The sequence below is a fragment of the Marivita sp. genome (assembly GCF_022763305.1).
Lineage (GTDB): Bacteria > Pseudomonadota > Alphaproteobacteria > Rhodobacterales > Rhodobacteraceae > Marivita.
Map to the genome: position 1 here is coordinate 17,225 of NZ_JALEGT010000051.1, position 18,831 is coordinate 36,055.

22 protein-coding genes and 1 other RNA gene are annotated in these 18,831 nt (G+C 62.7%); 10 read left to right on the forward strand and 13 right to left on the reverse strand.

What is annotated here, in order from left to right:
* Positions 1-49 precede the first annotated feature (49 nt).
* The 4 genes from MRY75_RS09380 to MRY75_RS09395 form a co-directional block, all read right to left on the reverse strand.
* Positions 50-1,153 carry a dimethylsulfoniopropionate demethylase gene (locus MRY75_RS09380; RefSeq protein WP_292307228.1) on the reverse strand — a complete coding sequence of 368 codons (1,104 nt, stop codon included), beginning with the start codon at positions 1,151-1,153 and terminating at the stop codon, positions 50-52.
* Positions 1,154-1,233: 80 nt separating this feature from the next.
* A complete protein-coding gene (locus MRY75_RS09385) occupies positions 1,234-1,743 on the reverse strand; it encodes a DinB family protein (RefSeq protein WP_292307230.1) in 510 nt (169 codons plus the stop codon).
* 1 nt (position 1,744) lies between these two features.
* Positions 1,745-2,428, reverse strand: coding sequence for a DUF1326 domain-containing protein (locus tag MRY75_RS09390; protein ID WP_292307232.1), 684 nt, complete (start codon positions 2,426-2,428; stop codon positions 1,745-1,747).
* Positions 2,429-2,440: 12 nt separating this feature from the next.
* A complete protein-coding gene (locus MRY75_RS09395) occupies positions 2,441-3,196 on the reverse strand; it encodes a DUF2182 domain-containing protein (protein ID WP_292307234.1) in 756 nt (251 codons plus the stop codon).
* A gap of 69 nt (positions 3,197-3,265) precedes the next feature.
* Here MRY75_RS09395 and MRY75_RS09400 point away from each other — a divergent pair, with 69 nt between their 5' ends.
* Positions 3,266-3,991, forward strand: a complete 726-nt coding sequence (locus MRY75_RS09400) for a GntR family transcriptional regulator (protein ID WP_292307236.1) — start codon at positions 3,266-3,268, stop codon at positions 3,989-3,991.
* A gap of 113 nt (positions 3,992-4,104) precedes the next feature.
* Here the strand turns inward: MRY75_RS09400 and MRY75_RS09405 are convergent, their stop codons facing one another.
* A complete protein-coding gene (locus MRY75_RS09405) occupies positions 4,105-4,857 on the reverse strand; it encodes a cytochrome c biogenesis CcdA family protein (protein ID WP_292307238.1) in 753 nt (250 codons plus the stop codon).
* Between the two features lie 103 nt (positions 4,858-4,960).
* Between MRY75_RS09405 and MRY75_RS09410 the strand changes: the two genes are divergently transcribed.
* Entirely contained in the window at positions 4,961-5,182 is a 222-nt protein-coding gene (locus MRY75_RS09410; protein WP_292307239.1) for a sulfurtransferase TusA family protein, read from the forward strand.
* A gap of 63 nt (positions 5,183-5,245) precedes the next feature.
* On the opposite strand, the gene MRY75_RS09415 is transcribed toward MRY75_RS09410, so the two are convergent.
* Positions 5,246-8,083 carry a ribonuclease E/G gene (locus tag MRY75_RS09415; protein ID WP_292307241.1) on the reverse strand — a complete coding sequence of 946 codons (2,838 nt, stop codon included), beginning with the start codon at positions 8,081-8,083 and terminating at the stop codon, positions 5,246-5,248.
* Between the two features lie 445 nt (positions 8,084-8,528).
* Between MRY75_RS09415 and MRY75_RS09420 the strand changes: the two genes are divergently transcribed.
* From MRY75_RS09420 to MRY75_RS09435, 4 genes are all read left to right on the forward strand, one after another.
* Positions 8,529-8,996 (forward strand): YbaK/EbsC family protein, encoded by a 468-nt coding sequence (locus tag MRY75_RS09420; protein ID WP_292307243.1) that lies wholly within the window; start codon positions 8,529-8,531, stop codon positions 8,994-8,996.
* 108 nt (positions 8,997-9,104) lie between these two features.
* Positions 9,105-9,524, forward strand: a complete 420-nt coding sequence (locus MRY75_RS09425) for a DUF2852 domain-containing protein (protein ID WP_292307245.1) — start codon at positions 9,105-9,107, stop codon at positions 9,522-9,524.
* Between the two features lie 72 nt (positions 9,525-9,596).
* Positions 9,597-10,046 carry an RDD family protein gene (locus tag MRY75_RS09430; RefSeq protein WP_292307247.1) on the forward strand — a complete coding sequence of 150 codons (450 nt, stop codon included), beginning with the start codon at positions 9,597-9,599 and terminating at the stop codon, positions 10,044-10,046.
* A gap of 209 nt (positions 10,047-10,255) precedes the next feature.
* Positions 10,256-11,473: an aminopeptidase P family protein gene (locus tag MRY75_RS09435; RefSeq protein WP_292307249.1), complete on the forward strand. Its 1,218-nt coding sequence runs from the start codon at positions 10,256-10,258 to the stop codon at positions 11,471-11,473.
* A 126-nt stretch (positions 11,474-11,599) separates the two neighbouring features.
* On the opposite strand, the gene MRY75_RS09440 is transcribed toward MRY75_RS09435, so the two are convergent.
* The 6 genes from MRY75_RS09440 to MRY75_RS09465 form a co-directional block, all read right to left on the reverse strand.
* Positions 11,600-11,842: a ribbon-helix-helix domain-containing protein gene (locus tag MRY75_RS09440; RefSeq protein WP_292307251.1), complete on the reverse strand. Its 243-nt coding sequence runs from the start codon at positions 11,840-11,842 to the stop codon at positions 11,600-11,602.
* A complete protein-coding gene (locus tag MRY75_RS09445; RefSeq protein ID WP_292307252.1) occupies positions 11,839-12,012 on the reverse strand; it encodes a DUF4169 family protein in 174 nt (57 codons plus the stop codon). Before MRY75_RS09445 ends, MRY75_RS09440 begins: the two co-directional genes overlap by 4 nt.
* A gap of 58 nt (positions 12,013-12,070) precedes the next feature.
* A complete protein-coding gene (locus MRY75_RS09450) occupies positions 12,071-12,838 on the reverse strand; it encodes a class I SAM-dependent methyltransferase (protein WP_292307254.1) in 768 nt (255 codons plus the stop codon).
* Positions 12,839-13,027: 189 nt separating this feature from the next.
* Positions 13,028-14,422: a class II fumarate hydratase gene (gene fumC, locus MRY75_RS09455; RefSeq protein ID WP_292307255.1), complete on the reverse strand. Its 1,395-nt coding sequence runs from the start codon at positions 14,420-14,422 to the stop codon at positions 13,028-13,030.
* 78 nt (positions 14,423-14,500) lie between these two features.
* A complete protein-coding gene (locus tag MRY75_RS09460; RefSeq protein ID WP_292307257.1) occupies positions 14,501-15,001 on the reverse strand; it encodes a ClpXP protease specificity-enhancing factor SspB in 501 nt (166 codons plus the stop codon).
* 95 nt (positions 15,002-15,096) lie between these two features.
* Complete coding sequence (locus tag MRY75_RS09465) at positions 15,097-15,741, reverse strand: DUF1194 domain-containing protein (RefSeq protein WP_292307259.1); 645 nt, start codon at positions 15,739-15,741, stop codon at positions 15,097-15,099.
* A 138-nt stretch (positions 15,742-15,879) separates the two neighbouring features.
* Here MRY75_RS09465 and MRY75_RS09470 point away from each other — a divergent pair, with 138 nt between their 5' ends.
* Complete coding sequence (locus MRY75_RS09470) at positions 15,880-16,917, forward strand: zinc-dependent alcohol dehydrogenase family protein (RefSeq protein WP_292307260.1); 1,038 nt, start codon at positions 15,880-15,882, stop codon at positions 16,915-16,917.
* Between the two features lie 27 nt (positions 16,918-16,944).
* Here the strand turns inward: MRY75_RS09470 and ssrA are convergent.
* Positions 16,945-17,296, reverse strand: a transfer-messenger RNA (tmRNA) gene (gene ssrA / locus MRY75_RS09475).
* Positions 17,297-17,353: 57 nt separating this feature from the next.
* On the opposite strand from ssrA, the gene MRY75_RS09480 reads away from it, so the two are divergent.
* The 3 genes from MRY75_RS09480 (at position 17,354) to MRY75_RS09490 (ending at position 18,803) form a co-directional block, all read left to right on the forward strand.
* Entirely contained in the window at positions 17,354-17,956 is a 603-nt protein-coding gene (locus MRY75_RS09480) for an HD domain-containing protein (protein ID WP_292307262.1), read from the forward strand.
* Entirely contained in the window at positions 17,953-18,540 is a 588-nt protein-coding gene (locus MRY75_RS09485) for a Crp/Fnr family transcriptional regulator (protein ID WP_292307264.1), read from the forward strand. Before MRY75_RS09480 ends, MRY75_RS09485 begins: the two co-directional genes overlap by 4 nt.
* Positions 18,541-18,608: 68 nt before the next feature.
* Positions 18,609-18,803, forward strand: a complete 195-nt coding sequence (locus MRY75_RS09490; RefSeq protein ID WP_292307266.1) for a DUF2892 domain-containing protein — start codon at positions 18,609-18,611, stop codon at positions 18,801-18,803.
* Positions 18,804-18,831: the final 28 nt, after the last annotated feature.

Genomic DNA, 18,831 nt, shown 5'->3' on the forward strand with positions numbered 1-18,831 from the left:
TCCGGGGAGTGTGAGGGGCTGGCCCCTCACTCCCCAATTCTCAACGCGCTCAGACCCAGAAGGTCTCCCAAACCTGCGCCGCACGCACCTCGGTCGGCAGCACCACGTCCAGATCGGTGCCCTCGTCCCAATGTGTCATCCGCACCATGCCGATGGCCACGTTCGTGCCGAAATCCGGCGACCACGCCGCACTGGTCACCTGCCCCACCTGAACATCCCCCGCCATCAACGGCCAGGGCCGGTCACACAAGGGCACCCGGTCGCCATGGATCTCGATGGCGCGGATCTGCCGGATCGGCCCCTCCTGCGCCACCCGCAGCAGCGCATCGCGCCCGACACAGCCAATCGCCGTCTGGGTGTTGCAGAACTTGCCCAAGCCACATTCATGCGGCGTGTTTTCGTCCGTCATGTCATTGCCGTAGCTCAGCAATCCACCCTCGATCCGTTCGATCAGGTTGGGACAACCCGCATGCACATCCAGATCGCGGCCAGCCTCCATCAGCGCATGCCACAGCGGCATGCCCAGATCACTGCCCTCCACGTAGATCTCGAACCCGCCCTGCCGCGAATAGCCCGACCGCGCGACTGCCAAGGACCGCCCCTGGAAATCCAGCATCCCGAACCGGAAGAACCGGATGTCGCGCACCTGATCGCCAAACACCCGCGCCATCAGGTCGTCCGCCTTCGGCCCCTGCACGGCGAGCGGCGACACATCCGGCTCGTCCACCAGCACGTCCAGCCGGAACCCGTAGGCCAGACCCTTGACCCAATAGAGCAGATCGCTGTCGGCAATGGAAATCCACCAGCGATCCTCGGCCAGTTTCACCGCCACCGGATCGTTGAGCATGCCGCCGGTCTCGTCGACGATGGGCACGTAGTAACACTGCCCCGGTAGCATCGACCGCAGATCGCGCGGGGTCAGCATCTGCATCAACCGTCCGGCATCCGGACCGCGCAGTTCCACCTGCCGTTCGCAGGCCACGTCCCAGACCTGCACCGCCTCTTTCAGATGGCGGTAGTCTTCCTCAACCGACCGGAACACCGTCGGCAGTAGCATCCGGTTATAGACCGTATAGGCCTTCACCCCGGCGGCCTCATTGCCATCCGAGAACGGGGTCCGGCGCACCCGCCGGGACGGAGAAATCAGAGCCATGCGCACACCTCATGCACAGAACTCGGGATGGTGGGCGGGGCGATGCGCATCGCGCGAGCGCCGTCCAGCAGACCGAAAGGTTACAACCAGGGCCCGTCTTCGGGCATGAACAGGATATCGGTGACAGGCGCCGTGGCCCCTGCAGCCGTCAGCATCGCGTGGATTTGTCCACGGTGATGGGTCTGATGATTGAACAGATGCATCACACACAGATCGAACGGATGTGTGAAATCCCGCCCGGCCATCACCGAACGCCATTCCACATCCCCCTTCAACTCGACCGCATGCAGGCTGTCCGCCCAATGCAACAGCTTCGCATCCGTCCTGTAGCGCTCCCCGGCCCAGACCGCCGGGGTGGGCGTCAGGGTCAGGTGATCCCCGTCCGGAGCCTCCCCGACACCCAGCCGCGCCATCCACATCCGGTCCGCCCAGAGAATGTGGTTCGCCGTGCTGAAGATCGACCCGAAAAACGCCTTGCGTTCCTTGCGCAGCTCGGCTTCGGACAAGGTGTCGAACGCTGCCCGCAACTGCTTGTTCTGCCAGGCATTATATCGCGCCATCGACACGCAATATTCCGGGAAGATCCGCATCTTACTTGGGTCCGTGCCAATCGATCTGGCAGATCTCGGCACTGCGGCCATCGAAATCCCAGACCCGCCCATAGGCGCGCACCTTGCCCTTGGTGGCGGTGGCCACGGTGATGTCCGGCCCCATCCAGTATTGCGTGTTGGTGATCACCAGGTCCTTTGACGGATCATTGCCGCCCACCGGATGCACGATCCCCTGAATCTTGCGCCCCACCGTGATGTGGCGGGTGTTGCCCTCGGTTTCATAGGTGACGGGCTGACGCTCGGCCCCGAGGAACTCGCCCACCAAGACCTGGAACAGGCCCGTCGTGCCCTTGGCGGCACCGCTGAACACCTTGACCAGCGCATCGAAGGTCGGATCATCTGCGCGCTCGTCCACGAACAGCGCCACTTTCCAGTTGCCACGGCTCATCATGCCGGGGATCTCGATCAAGAGACCGATGTTCAGACCGGAAAAATCAATATCGCCATAATGGCCGGAATCGATCCGCACGCCGCCCCAGGTCTGGCAATGGCCCTCGGTGGGCGGGTGCTTGCCAAGGCTGACGACGCAGGGGCAGAACACCGTGCAGTTGCAGTTGAGGATCAGCTCTCCCTTGATCGCCCAGGGCTGGATTTCCGGCTCCCGCCGCCCTGCGGCCGGATGGCGGTTGTCCAGCTTTTCCGCCACGTCCAATCGGTCACTCATCGCATCTCTCCCTTACGATCCCAAAAGCGCCACACCAAGACCGGCCCCGATCAGGACCACCCCCAGAGGCCGGGTGATCCAGGCCCCGGCGCGCAATTTCTCCAACGTCATCACCAGCGTCGCGAGCCCCATGAAACCCAGCGACATCACACCGCCGACAAAGCCCAGCAGCATCAGCGCCCAGCAGCAGCCAAGGCACACAGCCCCCAGCCGCAGCCCGTTGCGCCATGCGCCCTCGTCCCAATGCGCCATGAAAAAGGTCAGGGGCATCCGGCACTTGGCCAGACAGGCCTCTTTCAGCGCGCTGAACTGATAGGCCCCGGCCAGCACCAGAAGCCCGCCGGACAGAAGCGCCGACCGGCTGTCACCAAAGGCGCTGACCCAGCCAAGGCTGAAGAGCCCAATTTGCAGCCCCGCCGCCAGCGCCGAAAATCCCAGCCAAACCGCCAGATACCCCGCCAGCAATGCGCCGAGGTCGGTCTCGGTCGACCGCCCCAGATCGTCATAGGTGGCCAGCGCAGGCAGGGCGGTCGGCGCCATCATCGCGCCCGACATCAGCCCCCACATGATCCAGAGCCGCAGGTACCCGGCCGCGTCCGGGGTGGTGGTGCAGAACGCCTCCCAGAAATCGCCGCCGAACACCCGCGCCACATCGCGCAGATCGGGCGGCACCGCCATCAGGGCCAGAACCAGCCAGCACAACAGAACCAGACCATAAAGAGCCAGCCAATGCGGCGCGCTCATCTGTCTGATCCGGTCTGCGAGCATGTGATTTTCCTCCCGGCCCACGACTCAGGGCTTGCCAAAATAATTGTCAGACATTTAAATGCCTGACAAATGAAAAATGCCGAACCGGAAAAAAGCCTGTCCGCCACCATTGCCGATGCGATCCGCACCGCAATCGTCGACGGCCGCCTGCTTGTGGGCGACCGCCTGCCCTCCGAGGCGGAACTGGCGGACCAGCATGGCGTGTCCCGCGCCACCGTGCGCGAGGCGCTGAAACGGCTGGCCGCGCAATCGCTGATCCGCACCGAACGCGGCGCATTCGGCGGGGCGTTCATCAATCACCTGTCCTATCAGGAAGCCCGCGCCCAGCAGGTCACGACCTCGACGCTGCTGCTGGGCATGAACGCGATCAGCTTTCAGGTCGCCTGCGAAGCGCGCTACGCGCTGGAGCGCAGTTGCACCGCCCTTGCTGCCGAACGGCGCACCGACGCCCTGCTCGACACCATGCGCGCCGAGATCGATACCCAATCCGCGCCCGACCTGACCGACGAGGCGTTCTGCGCCTCGGACGTGGCCTTTCACCGGGCGCTGGTCGATTGCGCAGGCAATGAAGTGCTCAGCTATCATCTGGCGGGCAGCGTCGAGGCGATGCAGCCCCTGATGAACATGATCACCTTCACCGCCCGCAGCCGGGCCGAGATCATCGAGCTGCACCGCGCCATCGTGGCCGGTCTCGAGATCCGCGACGTGGTCTCGGTGGACCGGGCGCTGGCAACACTCGAAGCCTACACAATCACGCTGGGCCAATCCGTCCTCAAAGCCCGCGCCACCCGCTGAACCCTTCAAAGGGGTGGGCCAGGTCCTTGAAAGGATGTGGCAGGACGATCACCGATCCGAGGAGTGACATCCTTCAAAGGATGTCGGTCGATCCTTCGAAGGATCGTCCCGCCTCACCCCAGCAGCGCCAGTCCGGGGAAAGTCTCAAGCAGCCAGAAGGCAAAGGATGTGAACGCACCCGTAACAAGTGCAACGCCGACGATCACCAGCAGCCCGCCCATCGCCAGTTCGATCTTGCGCATGTGCTTCTTGATCCGGTTCATCAGCCCCATGGCCCGGGTCATGAACATCGCCGCCAGCAGGAACGGAATCCCCAGCCCTGCCGCATAGACCCCCAGCAGAACCGTGCCCCGGGTGACCGATGCCTCGGATGCGGCAAGCGACAGGATCGCGCCAAGCTGCGGCCCGATGCAGGGCGTCCAGCCGAACGCAAAGGCCAGACCCAGAACATAGGCGCCAAAGGCCGATCCACCGTGATCCCCGGCCTCGAGCCGCTTTTCCTGATCCAGAAACGGAATCCGGAACACGCCCAGAAAATGCAGCCCGAAGAGGATCACCACCACCCCCGACGCCTGCGCCAGTTGGGTCTGGTATTCGAGGAAAAAGGCCCCGAACGCCGAAGCGGTAAAGCCCAGCAGGATAAAGATCGTCGACAGGCCCAGCACAAAGAACAGCGCCGAGATCACCGCCTTGCGCCGACCTGAGCCCCCCTGCTCCATATCCGCCACGCTCACACCCGACATATAGGCCAGATAGGGCGGCACGATGGGCAGCACGCAGGGGCTGAGGAACGACAACGCCCCCGCCAGCAGCGCGATGCTCATGGCCGGAAGCAGGGCGGCGTCGATGATCTGGAATTCCAACATGATCCCGACATATGCCAAGCCTCGCGCGCTGTCACGCGACGCGGGGTCACATGATCGTGCCAAGCCAGTGGACAGCCGCCGCGCACCAGCCTAAATCCGGCGCATGAGTGAAGATCTGGATGCCACCGGGCTCTTGTGCCCCCTGCCCGTTCTGAAGGCGCGCAAGCGCCTGATGGCGCTGCCGTCCGGCGGCGAATTGCGCGTGCTGACCGATGATCCGGCGGCCATCGTCGACATGCCGCATTTCTGCAACGAAGCCGGTCACACGCTGCTCAGCAGCGAAGCGCGCGACAGCGCGATGCTCTGGGTGATCCGCAAAACCTGACGCACAACGAAAAACGCCCCCGTGACGATCACGAGGGCGTTGATGTCTGGCTCCGTGTCGAACTCAGCGTCCGAGAGACCACCAGCCGCGGCGCTTTTTCTTGGCGCTGTCAACCGCAGCGCTGTCCGCCTCGGCCTCTGCACCCACCGGCTCGGGTTCCGGCTCGGGCTCGGCAGCCTGTTCCGGCACGTCGGCAACGGGGTCTGGCTCCGCGGCCACAGGCTCTGCTGCATCCGCCACGGGCTCCGGCTCAGTGGCCGCAGGCTCCGGCGCAGCGTCAGAGGCAGGCATGTCGGCCGCAGGCGTCGGGGCCTCTTCCTCATCCACCGCCACGGGTGCGACGACGTCCGGCACAGGCGCGATCTCTTCGGTCGGGATCAAAGCCGGAGCGGTCTCTTCCGTCTTGGTGGATTTCCGCGACCGCGACCGCTTCGCAGGCGCCTTCTTTTCCTGCGCGGGCTCTGCATCTGCGTCGGCGTCAATCGGCGCCTCTGACGGTTCCGCCTTTTTCCGCGAACGGCTGCGCGGCTTTTTCTTCGGGGCCTCTTCGGCTTCGGGAGCTTCGGCTTCCGCATCCGCCGCCTCGGACTCTTCGGTCGCTGCTGCGTCGGAAGGAGCCTCTTCGGTCTTCTTGCGCGACCGGGTCCGCGACCGCTTGGCCTTCGGTTTGGCCTCGGTTTCATCCGATGCCGCTTCAGCCGGCTCAGCGTCGGCATCAGCAGCCACAGGCGCGTCAGACGCCTCCTCGTCCGAGCCGTCTTCCGCCTCGCCCGCCTCGTTTACGGCATCGCCGTCTTCCTGGCGATCCCGGTTGCGGTTGCGACCACGTCCCCCCCGGCGCGACCGGCGACGGCGTTTCTTCGGCTTGGTCTCATCGTCGTCCGAGGCTTCGGCCACGGCATCGACCTGATCCTCGTCCTCATCCAGCTCCTCGGCGGCGTCTTCATCCACCTGGTCCATGATCGACATGTCCACCGACACGACTGGCGCCGCTTCGGGCACCACGCGGGTCGCGGTCTTGAACTTCTCGATGCTGAAATCCGGGCTGACCAGATGCACATCGCCCTCGATCCGCACGGACATGCCATAGCGGGCCTCAATCTGGGCGACGTGTTCGCGTTTCTGGTTCATCAGGAAGTTGGCGATGGAGACCGGGCACTTGACCAGAACCTCGCGCGAGCGACGGCGCACGCCCTCTTCCTCGATCTGGCGCAGCACCTGCAGCGCCATGTTGTCGTCCGACCGGATCAGACCGGTGCCGTGACAGCTTGGGCAGGGCTGGGTCGTCGCCTCGATCATACCGGGGCGCAGACGCTGGCGTGACATTTCCATCAGACCAAAGCCGGAAATCCGGCCCACCTGAATCCGCGCGCGGTCGTTCTTGAGCTTGTCCTTGATGCGCTTTTCGACGGCGGCATTGTTCTTGCGCTCGTCCATGTCGATGAAGTCGATCACGATCAGACCGGCCAAGTCGCGCAGACGCAGCTGACGCGCCACTTCTTCGGCGGCCTCGAGGTTGGTCTTGAGCGCGGTTTCCTCGATCGAGCCTTCCTTCGTGGCCCGGCCCGAGTTCACGTCAATCGCCACAAGCGCTTCGGTCACACCGATCACGATATAGCCGCCGGACTTGAGCTGAACCGTCGGGTTGAACATGCCCGACAGATACGACTCCACCTGATGGCGCGCGAAAAGCGGCATCTGGTCGACGTAATGCTTCACGTTCTTGGCGTGGGACGGCATGATCATCTTCATGAAGTCCTTGGCGATGCGGTACCCGCGTTCGCCTTCCACCAGAACCTCGTCGATGTCGCGGTTATAGAGATCGCGGATCGACCGTTTGATCAGGTCGCCCTCTTCATAGATCTTCGCCGGCGCGATGGATTTCAGCGTCAGTTCGCGAATCTGCTCCCACAGGCGCTGAAGATACTCGTAGTCGCGCTTGATCTCGGTCTTGGTGCGCTTGGCACCCGCCGTGCGGATGATAAGACCTGCGCCCTTGGGCACGTCGATCTCGTTTGCGATCTCTTTCAGCTTCTTGCGGTCGGGCGCGTTGGTGATCTTGCGGCTGATGCCACCACCGCGCGCGGTGTTCGGCATGAGCACGCAATAGCGGCCTGCCAGCGACAGATAGGTGGTCAGCGCCGCGCCCTTGTTGCCGCGTTCTTCCTTGACGACCTGCACCAGAAGGATCTGGCGCACCTTGATCACTTCCTGGATCTTGTAGCGCTTGGGACGCGGCTTGCGACGCGGGCGGATGTCTTCGTGGGTGTCGTCATCGGCCACGGACTCGATGGTCTCGTCCCGATCCGCAGGCTCGGATTTGCCGTCTTCGTCGTCCTCGTCAAGCAGCGCGGCCGGTTCCGCCGCATCACCGTCCTCGGGTTCCTCGACCGGAGTTTCGGCGACCGTCTCCATCGGCGACAGGCCTTCGGTGTCGTCATCGTCCTCGTCGCTGAGGTCGATGGTCTCCATCCCCGAAATGTCGTCCGACACGTCCTTGGTGGCGACGGCATCATCGCCTTCGGCCTTGGCGGCACGCGACCGGTTTCGGCCCCGCCCCCGGCGCGATTTGGGCTTTTCGTCCTCATCCTCGCGGCGCGCCTGGCTTTCGGCATAGGCACGCTCTTCTTCCATCAGCGCTTCGCGATCCGCGACCGGGATCTGGTAATAATCCGGGTGGATTTCCGAAAACGCGAGGAAGCCGTGGCGGTTGCCGCCGTAATCGACGAAGGCCGCCTGCAGCGACGGCTCGACCCGTGTTACTTTTGCGAGGTAGATGTTGCCAGCGAGCTGGCGCTTGTTTTCGGATTCAAAATCGAATTCCTCGACCTTGTTTCCATCGACCACCACAACGCGGGTTTCCTCCGCGTGGGTGGCATCGATAAGCATTTTCTTGGGCATATATTCCGTGCGCACAACCGCCGCCGCCCCCTCTTGTCAGGAAGGAGCCGGGATCGGATGTGTCTTGTCATGGCGAGTGCGTGCGCAGCGGCTGGCCGGGACGAACAGTCCCGTTGCTCTGGCCTCATGTCCTGCGCGCGTTTCATCGCGTTTCTTCTCCGACGCATGTCACAACAGTGACTGCATCCGTTACGAACCTGATGTTCGGAAAACCTCAGGTGTTTGTAGAAGGCCTTGCGGGCCATACCAGCGTGCTCTGAACTCAGGACGTTTTGCCGACGCTCAGAGCAGCGAAACTCTTTTGCCCGCACACCGCGAAACGGAGTGGGCTAACGAGTACAATAACGGCAGAGATGTCGATTGCACAATGGGCAATCTCACCTTTTCTGCATATGTCCCTCATCTTATCCTGACACAACATCACCCTGACGCCGGAAACACCCACATGAGCAAAAGCCTCGCGCGTGTGCGCACCGCCCTCGAAACACTCGGTTTGCCTGCGGACATTCGCGATGTCGGACAGGCCCGCACCGCTCAGGAGGCGGCTGACAGCGTGGGCTGCGCGCTGGACCAGATCGCCAAGTCCATCATCTTTCGCGCGGAAACCAGCGGCGATGCGGTGCTCTTTCTGACGGCGGGCGGCAATCGTGTCGATTCGGAAAAGGCGTCTGCCTGCGCTGGGGAACCTCTGGGCAAGGCGGATGCAAACCTGATCCGCGCGCAGACAGGCTTTGCCATTGGCGGCGTGTCCCCGGTCGGACACCTCAATCCGATCCGGGCCTGGCTTGACCCACGGCTCCTCGACTTCGACGTGATCTGGGCCGCAGCAGGCACGCCACGGCACGTCTTCCCGCTTGACCCAACCCTGCTTCCAAAAATCTGTAACGCGCAAATATCTGATTTCACTTCGTAAAATAAGTAAATGTAAAAAACATTCACATAAGCCCTTGCAAAGGCAGGGACCAACTCCGATCTGTTCAATGTGAAAGACATTCACATCACGCAAACAACGGAGTTGACAATGAGTACGATCGCCGCCCCCGCATCTCTTCCGGCCCGCATGGGTTGGTTTTCCCGCGCCGAGGCGTGGCTGGACAACAAGGGCAAAGGTGCCTGGATCGCCGCAATGGTCCTTGGATTCATCTTCTTCTGGCCCGTCGGCCTCGCCCTTCTTGCCTACATGATCTGGAGCAAACGCATGTTCAATTCATCCTGCAGCAGCCGTCGCATGTCCCCGAAATTCACCGCGATGCGGTCCTCCGGGAACAGCGCCTTTGACGCCTACAAGAACGAAACCCTGCGCCGCCTCGAAGAGGAGCAGGAAAACTTCGAAGCCTTCCTGAAGCGCCTTCGCGAAGCCAAGGACAAGGCCGAGTTCGACCAGTTCATGGAAGACCGCGCCAAAGCCGCCAAGGAAAGCCGCGAAACCGAGGACGCCTGATCCTTGCACCCTGTCCAGGTGGCCCCATATCGGGGCCACACCCTTCGCCCAGTGAAAGACCCGTTCCCGACGATGTACGCAACAGACACCTATCCCAACCTGCCGGACCCGATGGTTCAGCCCGAATTCTATGACAGCGTCACGATCAAGCGCGGTCTGGCCTGGCTGATCGACGCGGTCCTGATCGCGGCGCTGCTGGTGCCCGTGGTCGTGATGACAGCCTTTATCGGCCTGTTCTTCCTGCCGTTCCTGTTCTTCGTCACCGGTTTCATCTACCGCGTGGCCACGATCACCGGCCGGTCCGCCACATGGGGCATGCGTCTCATGTCCATCGAATTCCGCGACAGCCGCGGCGAGCATTTCGACTTCAGCCAGGCGTTCATGCACACGCTGGGCTACACCGTGTCGATGGCCATCTTTCCGCTGCAACTGATCTCCATCGCGATGATGTTTCTCACCGAACGCGGTCAGGGTCTGACCGACATGGTGCTGGGGACCGTGGCGATCAACCGTCGCCTCTGAACCGCAGGGTGCGTGATGCCACGCACCCCGCACCAAACCAATTGACAGACTCACCGCATTTCGCCATCCAACGCACAGATGTGCCGACGATGGCGTCGTCGGAGCAAGACCCACATCAAGCTTTCCCCAAGAAAGCGTATCGTCCTGAACGCCCGGATGTGATGCCGGGCGTTTTGCATGAGTCCCGGCAGATGCTCGGAGACTTGACTATGTTCGATACCCCCAACCGTCCCCAGACCTTCACCTGCCACAATGGCGACAAGGCTCCTCTGCCCTTTGCGCAGGCCGAATATGACCAGCGCATCGCGGGCCTGCGCGCGATCATGGCCAGCCATGATCTGGATGCGGTGCTGCTCACCTCGATGCAGAACATCGCCTATTACTCCGGCTTTCTCTACTGCAGCTTCGGCCGCCCCTACGGCCTTGTCGTGACCCATGACACCTGCACGACCGTCAGCGCCAATATCGACGGCGGCCAGCCGTGGCGGCGCGCGCATTGCGACAACGTCATCTACACCGATTGGGAGCGCAACAATTACTGGCGCGCCGTCGCGGCGCTGGTCGGCACAGGCCGTCGCATCGGTGTCGAGGGCGACCACCTGACCCTCGCCGCCCGCGCCACGCTGGATGCGTTCCTGAACACCCCCGAGGTGATCGACATCGCCCCCGACACGATGCGCTCGCGCATGGTCAAATCGCCTGCCGAAATCGCCCTCATCACCGAAGGCGCGCGCGTGGCCGATGTGGGCGGCTACGCCATCCGCGATGCCATCCGGGCCGGTGCGCGCGAGATCGACATCGCCATGGCAGGCCGTGACGCAATGGAGCTTGAGATCGCCCGCAGCTTCCCCGACAGCGAGATGCGCGACACATGGGTCTGGTTCCAGTCCGGCCTCAACACCGACGGCGCGCACAATCCGGTGACGATGCGGCAGCTTCGATACGGCGACATCCTGAGCCTCAACACTTTCCCGATGATCTCGGCCTATTACACGGCGCTGGAACGCACGCTGTTCCTCGGCGAGCCGGATGCGGAAAGCCTCCGCATCTGGAACGCCAATGTCGCCGCCCATGAACTCGGCCTCAGCCTGATAAAGCCGGGCATTTCCTGCGCCCAGATCTGCGACGAGATCAACCGCTTGTTTGCACAGGAAAACCTGCTGCAATACCGCTCGTTCGGCTATGGCCATTCCTTCGGCATCCTGAGCCACTACTATGGCCGCGAAGCCGGTCTGGAACTGCGCGAAGACATCGACACGGAGCTGGAGCCGGGCATGGTCGTCTCCATCGAACCGATGCTCTGGATTCCCGAAGGCACGGCTGGGGCCGGTGGCTACCGCGAGCATGACATCCTTGTCGTTACCGAGGATGGCGCCACCAACATCACCGGCTTCCCCTACGGACCGGAGCACAACGTCATTGGTTGAATACAGAGTGCTAGCGTTCGCCCGGGTGGGCGCGGAACGCGCCCGCCATGAGGCGGGCGGACGCGTTGCCACCGCATTCGCGGCGGCAGGGCGCTCTATTCGAAAGTCTTTAGCAGTGTCAGCAGATCACCCGGCCCTGCCGGGTGGTGATGCTCCATCCCGATACCACGCCAGCACATAGACCCGGATCGCCGAGGCCAATCCCACCTCGATATCCCGCGCCTCGTCGATCTCGGCCGCCAGCGCGTTGATCGGCATGTCCCGCGCCTCGGCAATGTCGCGAAACGCGCGCCAGAACGCATCCTCCAGCGACACGCTGGTGCGATGCCCCCGCAGGGTCAGCGACCGTTTCACCGGCCGTCCGCTCATGTCGTGGATTTGCCGTCCAGATCGCGCCTCGCCTTTTCGGCCTGCGCTTTCTCCAACGCCTTCTGCGCCTTGGTCCGTCCGAACTTCACCGCATTCTCATCCGCCTTGGCGCGCTTTTCGGCGCGCGCCTTGGTCTTGCGGAACTGGTTGAGATTGGTGACGCTGCTCATGATGGCAAAGATGGCAGCACGGCCATTGGATTTCCAGCCCCTCCGATCAAACGCCGGATCACGCGGGCTTGCGCAGGACCCAGACCTGCTCGCTCGGATAGGCCTTGGCCCAGTCGAGCGGGACAAAGGGCTGCGCCTGTGACGCCTCTTCGGGCGCATAGAGTTCGAGATAGTTCACGATCTCGAACCCGATCTCGCGAAAGAGCGCCATCCAGTCCGCCATCGTCAGATTGAACGTCACCCCACTTGGATCAATCTCGACCTCGGTCCAATCCCCGCCCCACATGCCACGATAGGGACGGTGCAATACCGCCTCGCAAGGGGCACCGTTCTGGGGCGTACAGATCAATGACAGCGGGTGATTGCCCAGAAACACCAGACCTCCGCCCGGCCGCAACAGTCTCCACGCTTCGCGCAACCAGATCCCGGGCCTGCACCAGATGGCAGCCCCGTATTCGGAAATCGCAAAATCGAAGGCCGCGTCGGGCAGCCCGGTGGCCTCGGCATCCGCTTCGAGAAAGGTGATTTCGGCCCCATGCTGCCCGGCCAACCGCCGCGCGGTCGCCAACTGTTCGGCCGACAGATCAAGCCCCGTCACACATGCGCCCCGCCGCGCCATCCAGCCCGAAACATAGCCCGTTCCACAGCCCAGCTCGACCGCGTCACAGCCTGCAAGATCCGCGGGAAACAGACCCAGATCGGCCTCGGGCAACCCCCAGATGCCCCAATGCGGCGCGCCGGCCCAAAGCCGCTCGCCCAGAGCCACCCAATTTTTGGCATCGGCGTTCCAGACGCCGCGATTGACGGAAATATAGTCTTTGGTCATGTCAAAAAATCACGTGGAACAAACGAAAGAGGGTGCCGGACTATCCCGCGACAGCTCGCCATATCCTAGCAAAAACTCAGAGGTCAGCGCCAAGGCCCTTCGAAGGGCCTCAGCCACGCGATTTTGAAATCGCGTCCCAAGCGCGTTCGAACGCGCTTGGGTCAAGCCGTTTCGAAACGGCTTTCTGGCCTAGACCTTCGGACCGATCATGTCCTCGGGACGCACCACCCGATCAAAGGTCTCTTCATCCACGAAACCCAGGGCAATCGCCTCTTCCTTGAGGGTCGTGCCGTTCCTGTGCGCGGTCTTGGCGACCTTGGTGGCGTTGTCGTAACCGATGGTCGGCGCCAGTGCCGTCACCAGCATCAGCGACTCTTTCATCAGCTTGTCGATGCGCGGCTCATTCGCCTCGATGCCCAACAGCATCCGCTCGGTGAAACTATCCGCCGCATCGCCCAAAAGCTGCATGGATTGCAAGAGGTTATAGGCCATCATCGGATTGTAGACATTCAGCTCGAAATGCCCCTGGCTGCCTGCGAACTTGATCGCCGCATCGTTGCCCATCACATGCGCCGCCACCTGCGTCAGCGCCTCGGCCTGCGTCGGGTTCACCTTGCCCGGCATGATCGACGATCCCGGCTCGTTCTCCGGTAGGATCAGCTCGCCCAGACCAGAGCGTGGGCCGGACCCAAGGAACCGGATGTCATTGGCGATCTTGTAGCAGGACCCGGCCACCGTCGCCAAAGCGCCCGACATGAACACCATCGCGTCATGCGCAGCCAATGCTTCGAACTTGTTGGGCGCCGTCACGAAGGGCAGACCGGTTATCTCGGCCATCTTCGCCGCCACGGTCTCGCCCCACCCCTTTTTGGTGTTGAGGCCCGTGCCCACAGCGGTGCCGCCCTGCGCCAGCTCGTAAATGCCCGGCAGGCAGGCCTTCACCCGTCCTATGCCCTGACGGATCTGATGCGCATAGCCCGAGAACTCCTGCCCCAGCGTCAGCGGCGTGGCGTCCTGCGTGTGGGTACGGCCAATCTTGATGATATTGGCGAATTCTTCGGATTTCCGCTCGAGTCCCGCCGCAAGCTTCTCCAGCCCCGGCAGCAGCGTGTCGCGCACCATCATTGCCGCGGCGATGTGCATGGCGGTCGGGAAGGTGTCGTTGGACGACTGGCCCATGTTGCAATGATCGTTCGGGTGCACCGGGTCTTTCGTGCCGATCACACCGCCCAGAATTTCGATCGCGCGGTTGGCGATGACCTCGTTGGCGTTCATGTTCGACTGCGTGCCCGATCCGGTCTGCCAGACCACCAGCGGGAAATTGTCGTCGAACTTGCCGTCGATCACCTCGCCCGCTGCCTGAATGATAGCATCCGCCAGACGTGCGTCCAGATCGCCCGACGCCTTGTTGGCCTGCGCACAGGCTTTCTTGATCACGCCCAGCGCACGCACGATGGCGATGGGCTGCTTTTCCCAGCCGATAGGGAAGTTCATGATCGACCGCTGCGTCTGCGCGCCCCAGTACTTTTCAGAGGGCACCTCGAGCGGGCCAAAACTGTCGGATTCGGTGCGGGTCTGAGCCATCATAGCCTCCTCGGTATGCAGTTGCATGCCGTTTAGACCCAAGCGCCTCCCGGAGCAATCGACAAACCGGCGCGGTGCCTATTTGCGGAACGTATCCAGACTGACCACGTCGGCATCCTTGCGCCCGGAAGCCGGCACCTCGGTCTCGCGCGCCTTGGGCCGATCCTTGGCCTCGCGCACGGGTCGCGGGGCCGGCACCAGCGCGCCGTCATCCGCGACTTCGCCTTCCATGCTTTCAAAACGCAGGCCGAATTCCACCGAGGGATCGACGAAGGTCAGGATGGCATCGAACGGAATATACAGCCGCTCGGGCGCATCGCCGAAATTCAGCGTCACAGCAAAGCCGTCCTCGCCGACGTCCAGATTGTCGAACCAATGCTGCATCACCACGGTCATCTCGCCGGGATAGCGATCCGACAGCCAATCGGCAATTTCCACATCCGGATGGGCGGTGTCGAAGGTGATGAAGAAGTGGTGATCGCCCGGCAGTCCGTCCCTCTCGACGTCCTCAAGAACGGTGCGGATCAAGCCGCGCATCGCCTGATGCATCAGGCTGCCATAATTGATGCCAGTCGTCATCGCCGTTCTCTCCCGAGTCTGTCCCGATCATATTGCATAAAATCCAAAACGAAAGGCCACGCTTGACGCAAAGTCACCAACGCGCCGGAAATTCGTCAGCCGAAGACCGAACTGATTTCGCGCAGGATCTTGCGGCGGATCGCACGGGCATAATCCCTGTGACCACGGGCCGTTTCGACGAATCCATCGGCGGTGATGACATTGCGCAGGTAGAAATTGGTGATCGCCCGCCCCAGCCCTTCGATGGCCAGCCCGTTGACCGTGACCCCCGACCGTTCGGCGGCTCGGCGCATCTGTCGCACCTCCCCGCCCGCGTTGGGTGTGCCATCGCCCGACATGTCGATCACGCGCCGCGCACAGTCAGGGCCGCTGTCGAAATGGCGCAACGCGTGCCGCATCGCTTCGGCGGGTGCCGTGTTCGACATGACAAAGGCACGCGGAAGCCGTTCGACAGCGGAGGCGAACAGCTGCACATGGCTGGGGCTGATCATCTGCGTCCAGTCAAGACTCACCTCCTGCGCATCGACGCCCGACCATTGAATGACGCTCAGCGCCACCTGATCGCGCACGAGAATCTCCGAGATCTCGGGATCGCGCAACGCGGCGGCCAGCCCGTCGATCTGCAGTCGGTACTCCCCCGGATCGACGGATTGCGACACGTCCATCGCCAGAATCAATGCCGTTCGGCAGGCATGGGCCGGCTGCGCCAGACACAGACAGACAAGAAGACTTCGCCACATCATCGGGTCAAGTGACCCTGCCCACCCCGGCAAGGTCAAGGAAAAGACGCGTGATTGCCTTTGAGCCTCAAAGAATTTTCCCTTTGATCTTCGTTCAATGCCGGATTCATATGCGTCCCAAAGAGGGAGGAGACCACCATGCGCGCAGCCGTGATCCGGGCGTTCAACGAAGATTTGTCCATCGAAACCGTGGCCGACCCGGCCTGCCCCGAAAACGGCGTCATCCTCAAGGTCGAGGCCTGCGGCGTCTGCCGGTCGGATTTCCACGGCTGGACGGGCGAACACCCCAAGGTGAAGCCGGGCGACATTCTGGGCCACGAATATTGCGGCACGGTCGTCGAGGCCGGGACGCAGGCCAAGCACAAGGTGGGCGACCGCCTGATCGCGCCCTTCATTCTGGCCTGCGGCAGCTGCGCGGCCTGTCAGACCGGCGTGTCCAACACCTGCGCCAGCCAGATCGTGCCGGGCTTCGGCACGCCGGGGGCTTATGCCGAACTGGTGGCGGTGCCGTTCGATCACAACCTCGTTCCGCTGCCTGCGTCGATGACCCCCGCTCTCGCCGCCGGTCTGGGCTGCCGCGTGACAACCGCCTGGCACGCGCTGACCGACCGCGCCAATGTGCGCGCGGGCGAATGGGTGGCCATCCACGGCACCGGGGGCATCGGTCTCTCGGCCATGCTTCTGGCCAAGATGCTGGGCGCTCAGGTCGTTGTGGTCGACGTGGTGGACGAAAAGCTCGACCACGCCAAAAGCCTTGGCGCGGATGCGGCCGTGAACGCAACGACCGAAAACGTCGCCAGCGCGATTCACGACATCACCGGCGGCGGTGCCCATGTCTCGATCGAGGCGCTGGGAATCGAGGCCACGACCAATGCCTCCATCGACTGCCTGCGCATCCTTGGCCGTCACGTTCAGGTCGGCATGCCCGCGGGCGAAACCGGCATGATGAGCGTCAACATGCGCGGCATCTACGGCAAGCAACTGTCTTTCTTCGGCACGCGTGGGATGCCCGCCTGGAAATACCCCACGCTCCTCGACATGATCGAACGCGGTCAGGTGGACATCCGTCCTATGGTCTCGCGCGAGGTCACACTGTCGGGGGCCAGCGCCGAACTCGCGGCCATGCGCGGGCCGACCCCACCGGGAACCGCCGTCATCACGGACTTCACGCGATAGGTGAAGATCGAACTGTACTGAATTGAAAATGCAGGCTTCTGTTGCCAGGTGCCTGCGAACCCCGCCTTACGCTGCTAGGCGCAAGGGCTTAAAGATCGGTAGATCCGACTGCTTACGCAGCCATTGCCACCGGAGCATGGTTGTCATTTGCAACTATACTGTTTGAACCGATAACGGTGGTATCTCACCGGGACAAAGCTAACGTGTTTAGACGTTCGTCGATCCTGTTTCGGCCCCATGATCCTGCAAATGACAGGGTGTTGGTGGAGCCGCCGGGTACCGCCCCCGGGTCCGAGCCGCTTATTGAACGCGCGTTTATGTCCATAGTCCCCGAAGGAACACTAGGAATATCGGGCTTTTGCAGCGCAAATTCAAGGGGCATCTGGCGCAATCGCACGAGCTGGCGCATGATGCGCCAAGCAAGAGGATCATGCCGATGAGCGACACACAGACCGTGTCCTTCACCCAGATGAAGGATGGCACCAAGGAAGACTACGAGCTTCTGGAAAAGCTGGAAAAACCGTATCTTGCCCTCACCCCGGACCGCGTTCTGGACGAGCTGCGCCGTCAGGGCGAAACCACCCTCGAAGGCTACCGCATCACCCGTCTGCAGCACGGGCTGCAATCGGCGACCCGTGCGGAAAACGACGGTGCCGATCTCGACTGGATCGTGGCTGCCCTTCTGCATGATGTCGGCGACGGGCTGGCCCCGCAGAACCACGACCGCTTTTCCGCCGAGGTGATCCGCCCCTTCGTCCGCTGGGAGGTTGCGTGGGTTGTCGAACATCACGGCATCTTCCAGATGCTCTACTACGGCCACCACTACGGCTGGGACCGTAACGCGCGGGACCGGTTCAAGGACCATCCCTGCTTCCAGTCCTGCGCCGATTTCTGCGAACGCTGGGACCAGTCGTCGTTTGACCCCGACTACCCGATGCAGCCGCTCGACCATTTCGAACCGATGGTCCGCGAGGTCTTCGCCCGCAAGGCGTATGACCCGGCTGTGATCCGCGAAGGCATTGTGGTTGGCCTGCCGTGACGGGGACCCGGGTATTTACCGCCCAACAGGGCAAGACCCTGTTCCAGCCCGGTCAGGAGTGCCCCGGATTTCTCGACCTGACGAAAGGGTCGATCAAGGTGATGCTGACCGGCGCGTCGGGGCGTGAAGTGGTGCTTTACCGCGTGCGTCCCGGAGAGGTTTGCCTGCAGACCTTTTCCTGCCTCGTGGACGGCCACACCTACGGCGCCGAAGGCATCGTCGAGACGGACATCGAAGGCACGTTGATTCCCGCAAGCCTGTTCCGTCAGCAGATGGAGACCGACTCCACCTTCCGCCAGAAAGTGCTCAGTTCCGTGGCGCTGCGCTTTTCGGAATACCAGCAACTGGTCGAAGACGTCGCCCTCACCGGCTTTGACGCGCGTCTGGCCAAGGCACTGATGCGGCTGGCCGACACAAGCGGAATCGTGCATGCCGCACTGGCCGCCGAAACCGCCTCGGGCCGCGCCTATGTCACCCGGCGGCTGGCGGTGTTCGCGGAGAAAGGCGTGGTCGAACAATTGCCGGACGGCATCGCCATCCGGGACAAACGCGCGTTGGAACAGATTGCCGCAGATCCCCGGTGACTCTGTCACCGTCCGACGCGCTCCTCCTTTGCTAACCTTCCCTCAGGAGCATGAAAAGGAGACCCATCATGACCAAGAACGAAGGAACCATCGACCGCGCGCTGCGTGTGATTGTCGGCCTTGTCCTGCTGTCGCTTGTCTTTATCGGACCGCAGACCATGTGGGGACTGATCGGCATCGTGCCGCTGGCCACCGGCCTGATCGGCATCTGCCCTCTGTATTCGATCCTCGGCATCAACACCTGCCCGGTGAAATCGCGCTGACCCTCGGTTTGACCGAGAGTCACACAAC

Bases quoted from the DNA above. Each gene is read 5' to 3' on its own strand.
- fumC (WP_292307255.1), bottom strand. From the start codon at position 14,422: ATGGCTCAGACCCGCACCGAATCCGACAGTTTTGGCCCGCTCGAGGTG.
- MRY75_RS09445 (WP_292307252.1), bottom strand. From the start codon at position 12,012: ATGAGCAGCGTCACCAATCTCAACCAGTTCCGCAAGACCAAGGCGCGC.
- MRY75_RS09470 (WP_292307260.1), top strand. From the start codon at position 15,880: ATGCGCGCAGCCGTGATCCGGGCGTTCAACGAAGATTTGTCCATCGAA.
- MRY75_RS09400 (WP_292307236.1), top strand. From the start codon at position 3,266: ATGAAAAATGCCGAACCGGAAAAAAGCCTGTCCGCCACCATTGCCGAT.
- MRY75_RS09405 (WP_292307238.1), bottom strand. From the start codon at position 4,857: ATGTTGGAATTCCAGATCATCGACGCCGCCCTGCTTCCGGCCATGAGC.
- MRY75_RS09390 (WP_292307232.1), bottom strand. From the start codon at position 2,428: ATGAGTGACCGATTGGACGTGGCGGAAAAGCTGGACAACCGCCATCCG.
- MRY75_RS09430 (WP_292307247.1), top strand. From the start codon at position 9,597: ATGTACGCAACAGACACCTATCCCAACCTGCCGGACCCGATGGTTCAG.
- MRY75_RS09420 (WP_292307243.1), top strand. From the start codon at position 8,529: ATGAGCAAAAGCCTCGCGCGTGTGCGCACCGCCCTCGAAACACTCGGT.
- MRY75_RS09435 (WP_292307249.1), top strand. From the start codon at position 10,256: ATGTTCGATACCCCCAACCGTCCCCAGACCTTCACCTGCCACAATGGC.
- MRY75_RS09380 (WP_292307228.1), bottom strand. From the start codon at position 1,153: ATGGCTCTGATTTCTCCGTCCCGGCGGGTGCGCCGGACCCCGTTCTCG.
- MRY75_RS09395 (WP_292307234.1), bottom strand. From the start codon at position 3,196: ATGCTCGCAGACCGGATCAGACAGATGAGCGCGCCGCATTGGCTGGCT.
- MRY75_RS09450 (WP_292307254.1), bottom strand. From the start codon at position 12,838: ATGACCAAAGACTATATTTCCGTCAATCGCGGCGTCTGGAACGCCGAT.
- MRY75_RS09480 (WP_292307262.1), top strand. From the start codon at position 17,354: ATGAGCGACACACAGACCGTGTCCTTCACCCAGATGAAGGATGGCACC.
- MRY75_RS09440 (WP_292307251.1), bottom strand. From the start codon at position 11,842: ATGAGCGGACGGCCGGTGAAACGGTCGCTGACCCTGCGGGGGCATCGC.
- MRY75_RS09460 (WP_292307257.1), bottom strand. From the start codon at position 15,001: ATGACGACTGGCATCAATTATGGCAGCCTGATGCATCAGGCGATGCGC.
- MRY75_RS09415 (WP_292307241.1), bottom strand. From the start codon at position 8,083: ATGCCCAAGAAAATGCTTATCGATGCCACCCACGCGGAGGAAACCCGC.
- MRY75_RS09425 (WP_292307245.1), top strand. From the start codon at position 9,105: ATGAGTACGATCGCCGCCCCCGCATCTCTTCCGGCCCGCATGGGTTGG.
- MRY75_RS09410 (WP_292307239.1), top strand. From the start codon at position 4,961: ATGAGTGAAGATCTGGATGCCACCGGGCTCTTGTGCCCCCTGCCCGTT.
- MRY75_RS09465 (WP_292307259.1), bottom strand. From the start codon at position 15,741: ATGTGGCGAAGTCTTCTTGTCTGTCTGTGTCTGGCGCAGCCGGCCCAT.
- MRY75_RS09385 (WP_292307230.1), bottom strand. From the start codon at position 1,743: ATGCGGATCTTCCCGGAATATTGCGTGTCGATGGCGCGATATAATGCC.
- MRY75_RS09490 (WP_292307266.1), top strand. From the start codon at position 18,609: ATGACCAAGAACGAAGGAACCATCGACCGCGCGCTGCGTGTGATTGTC.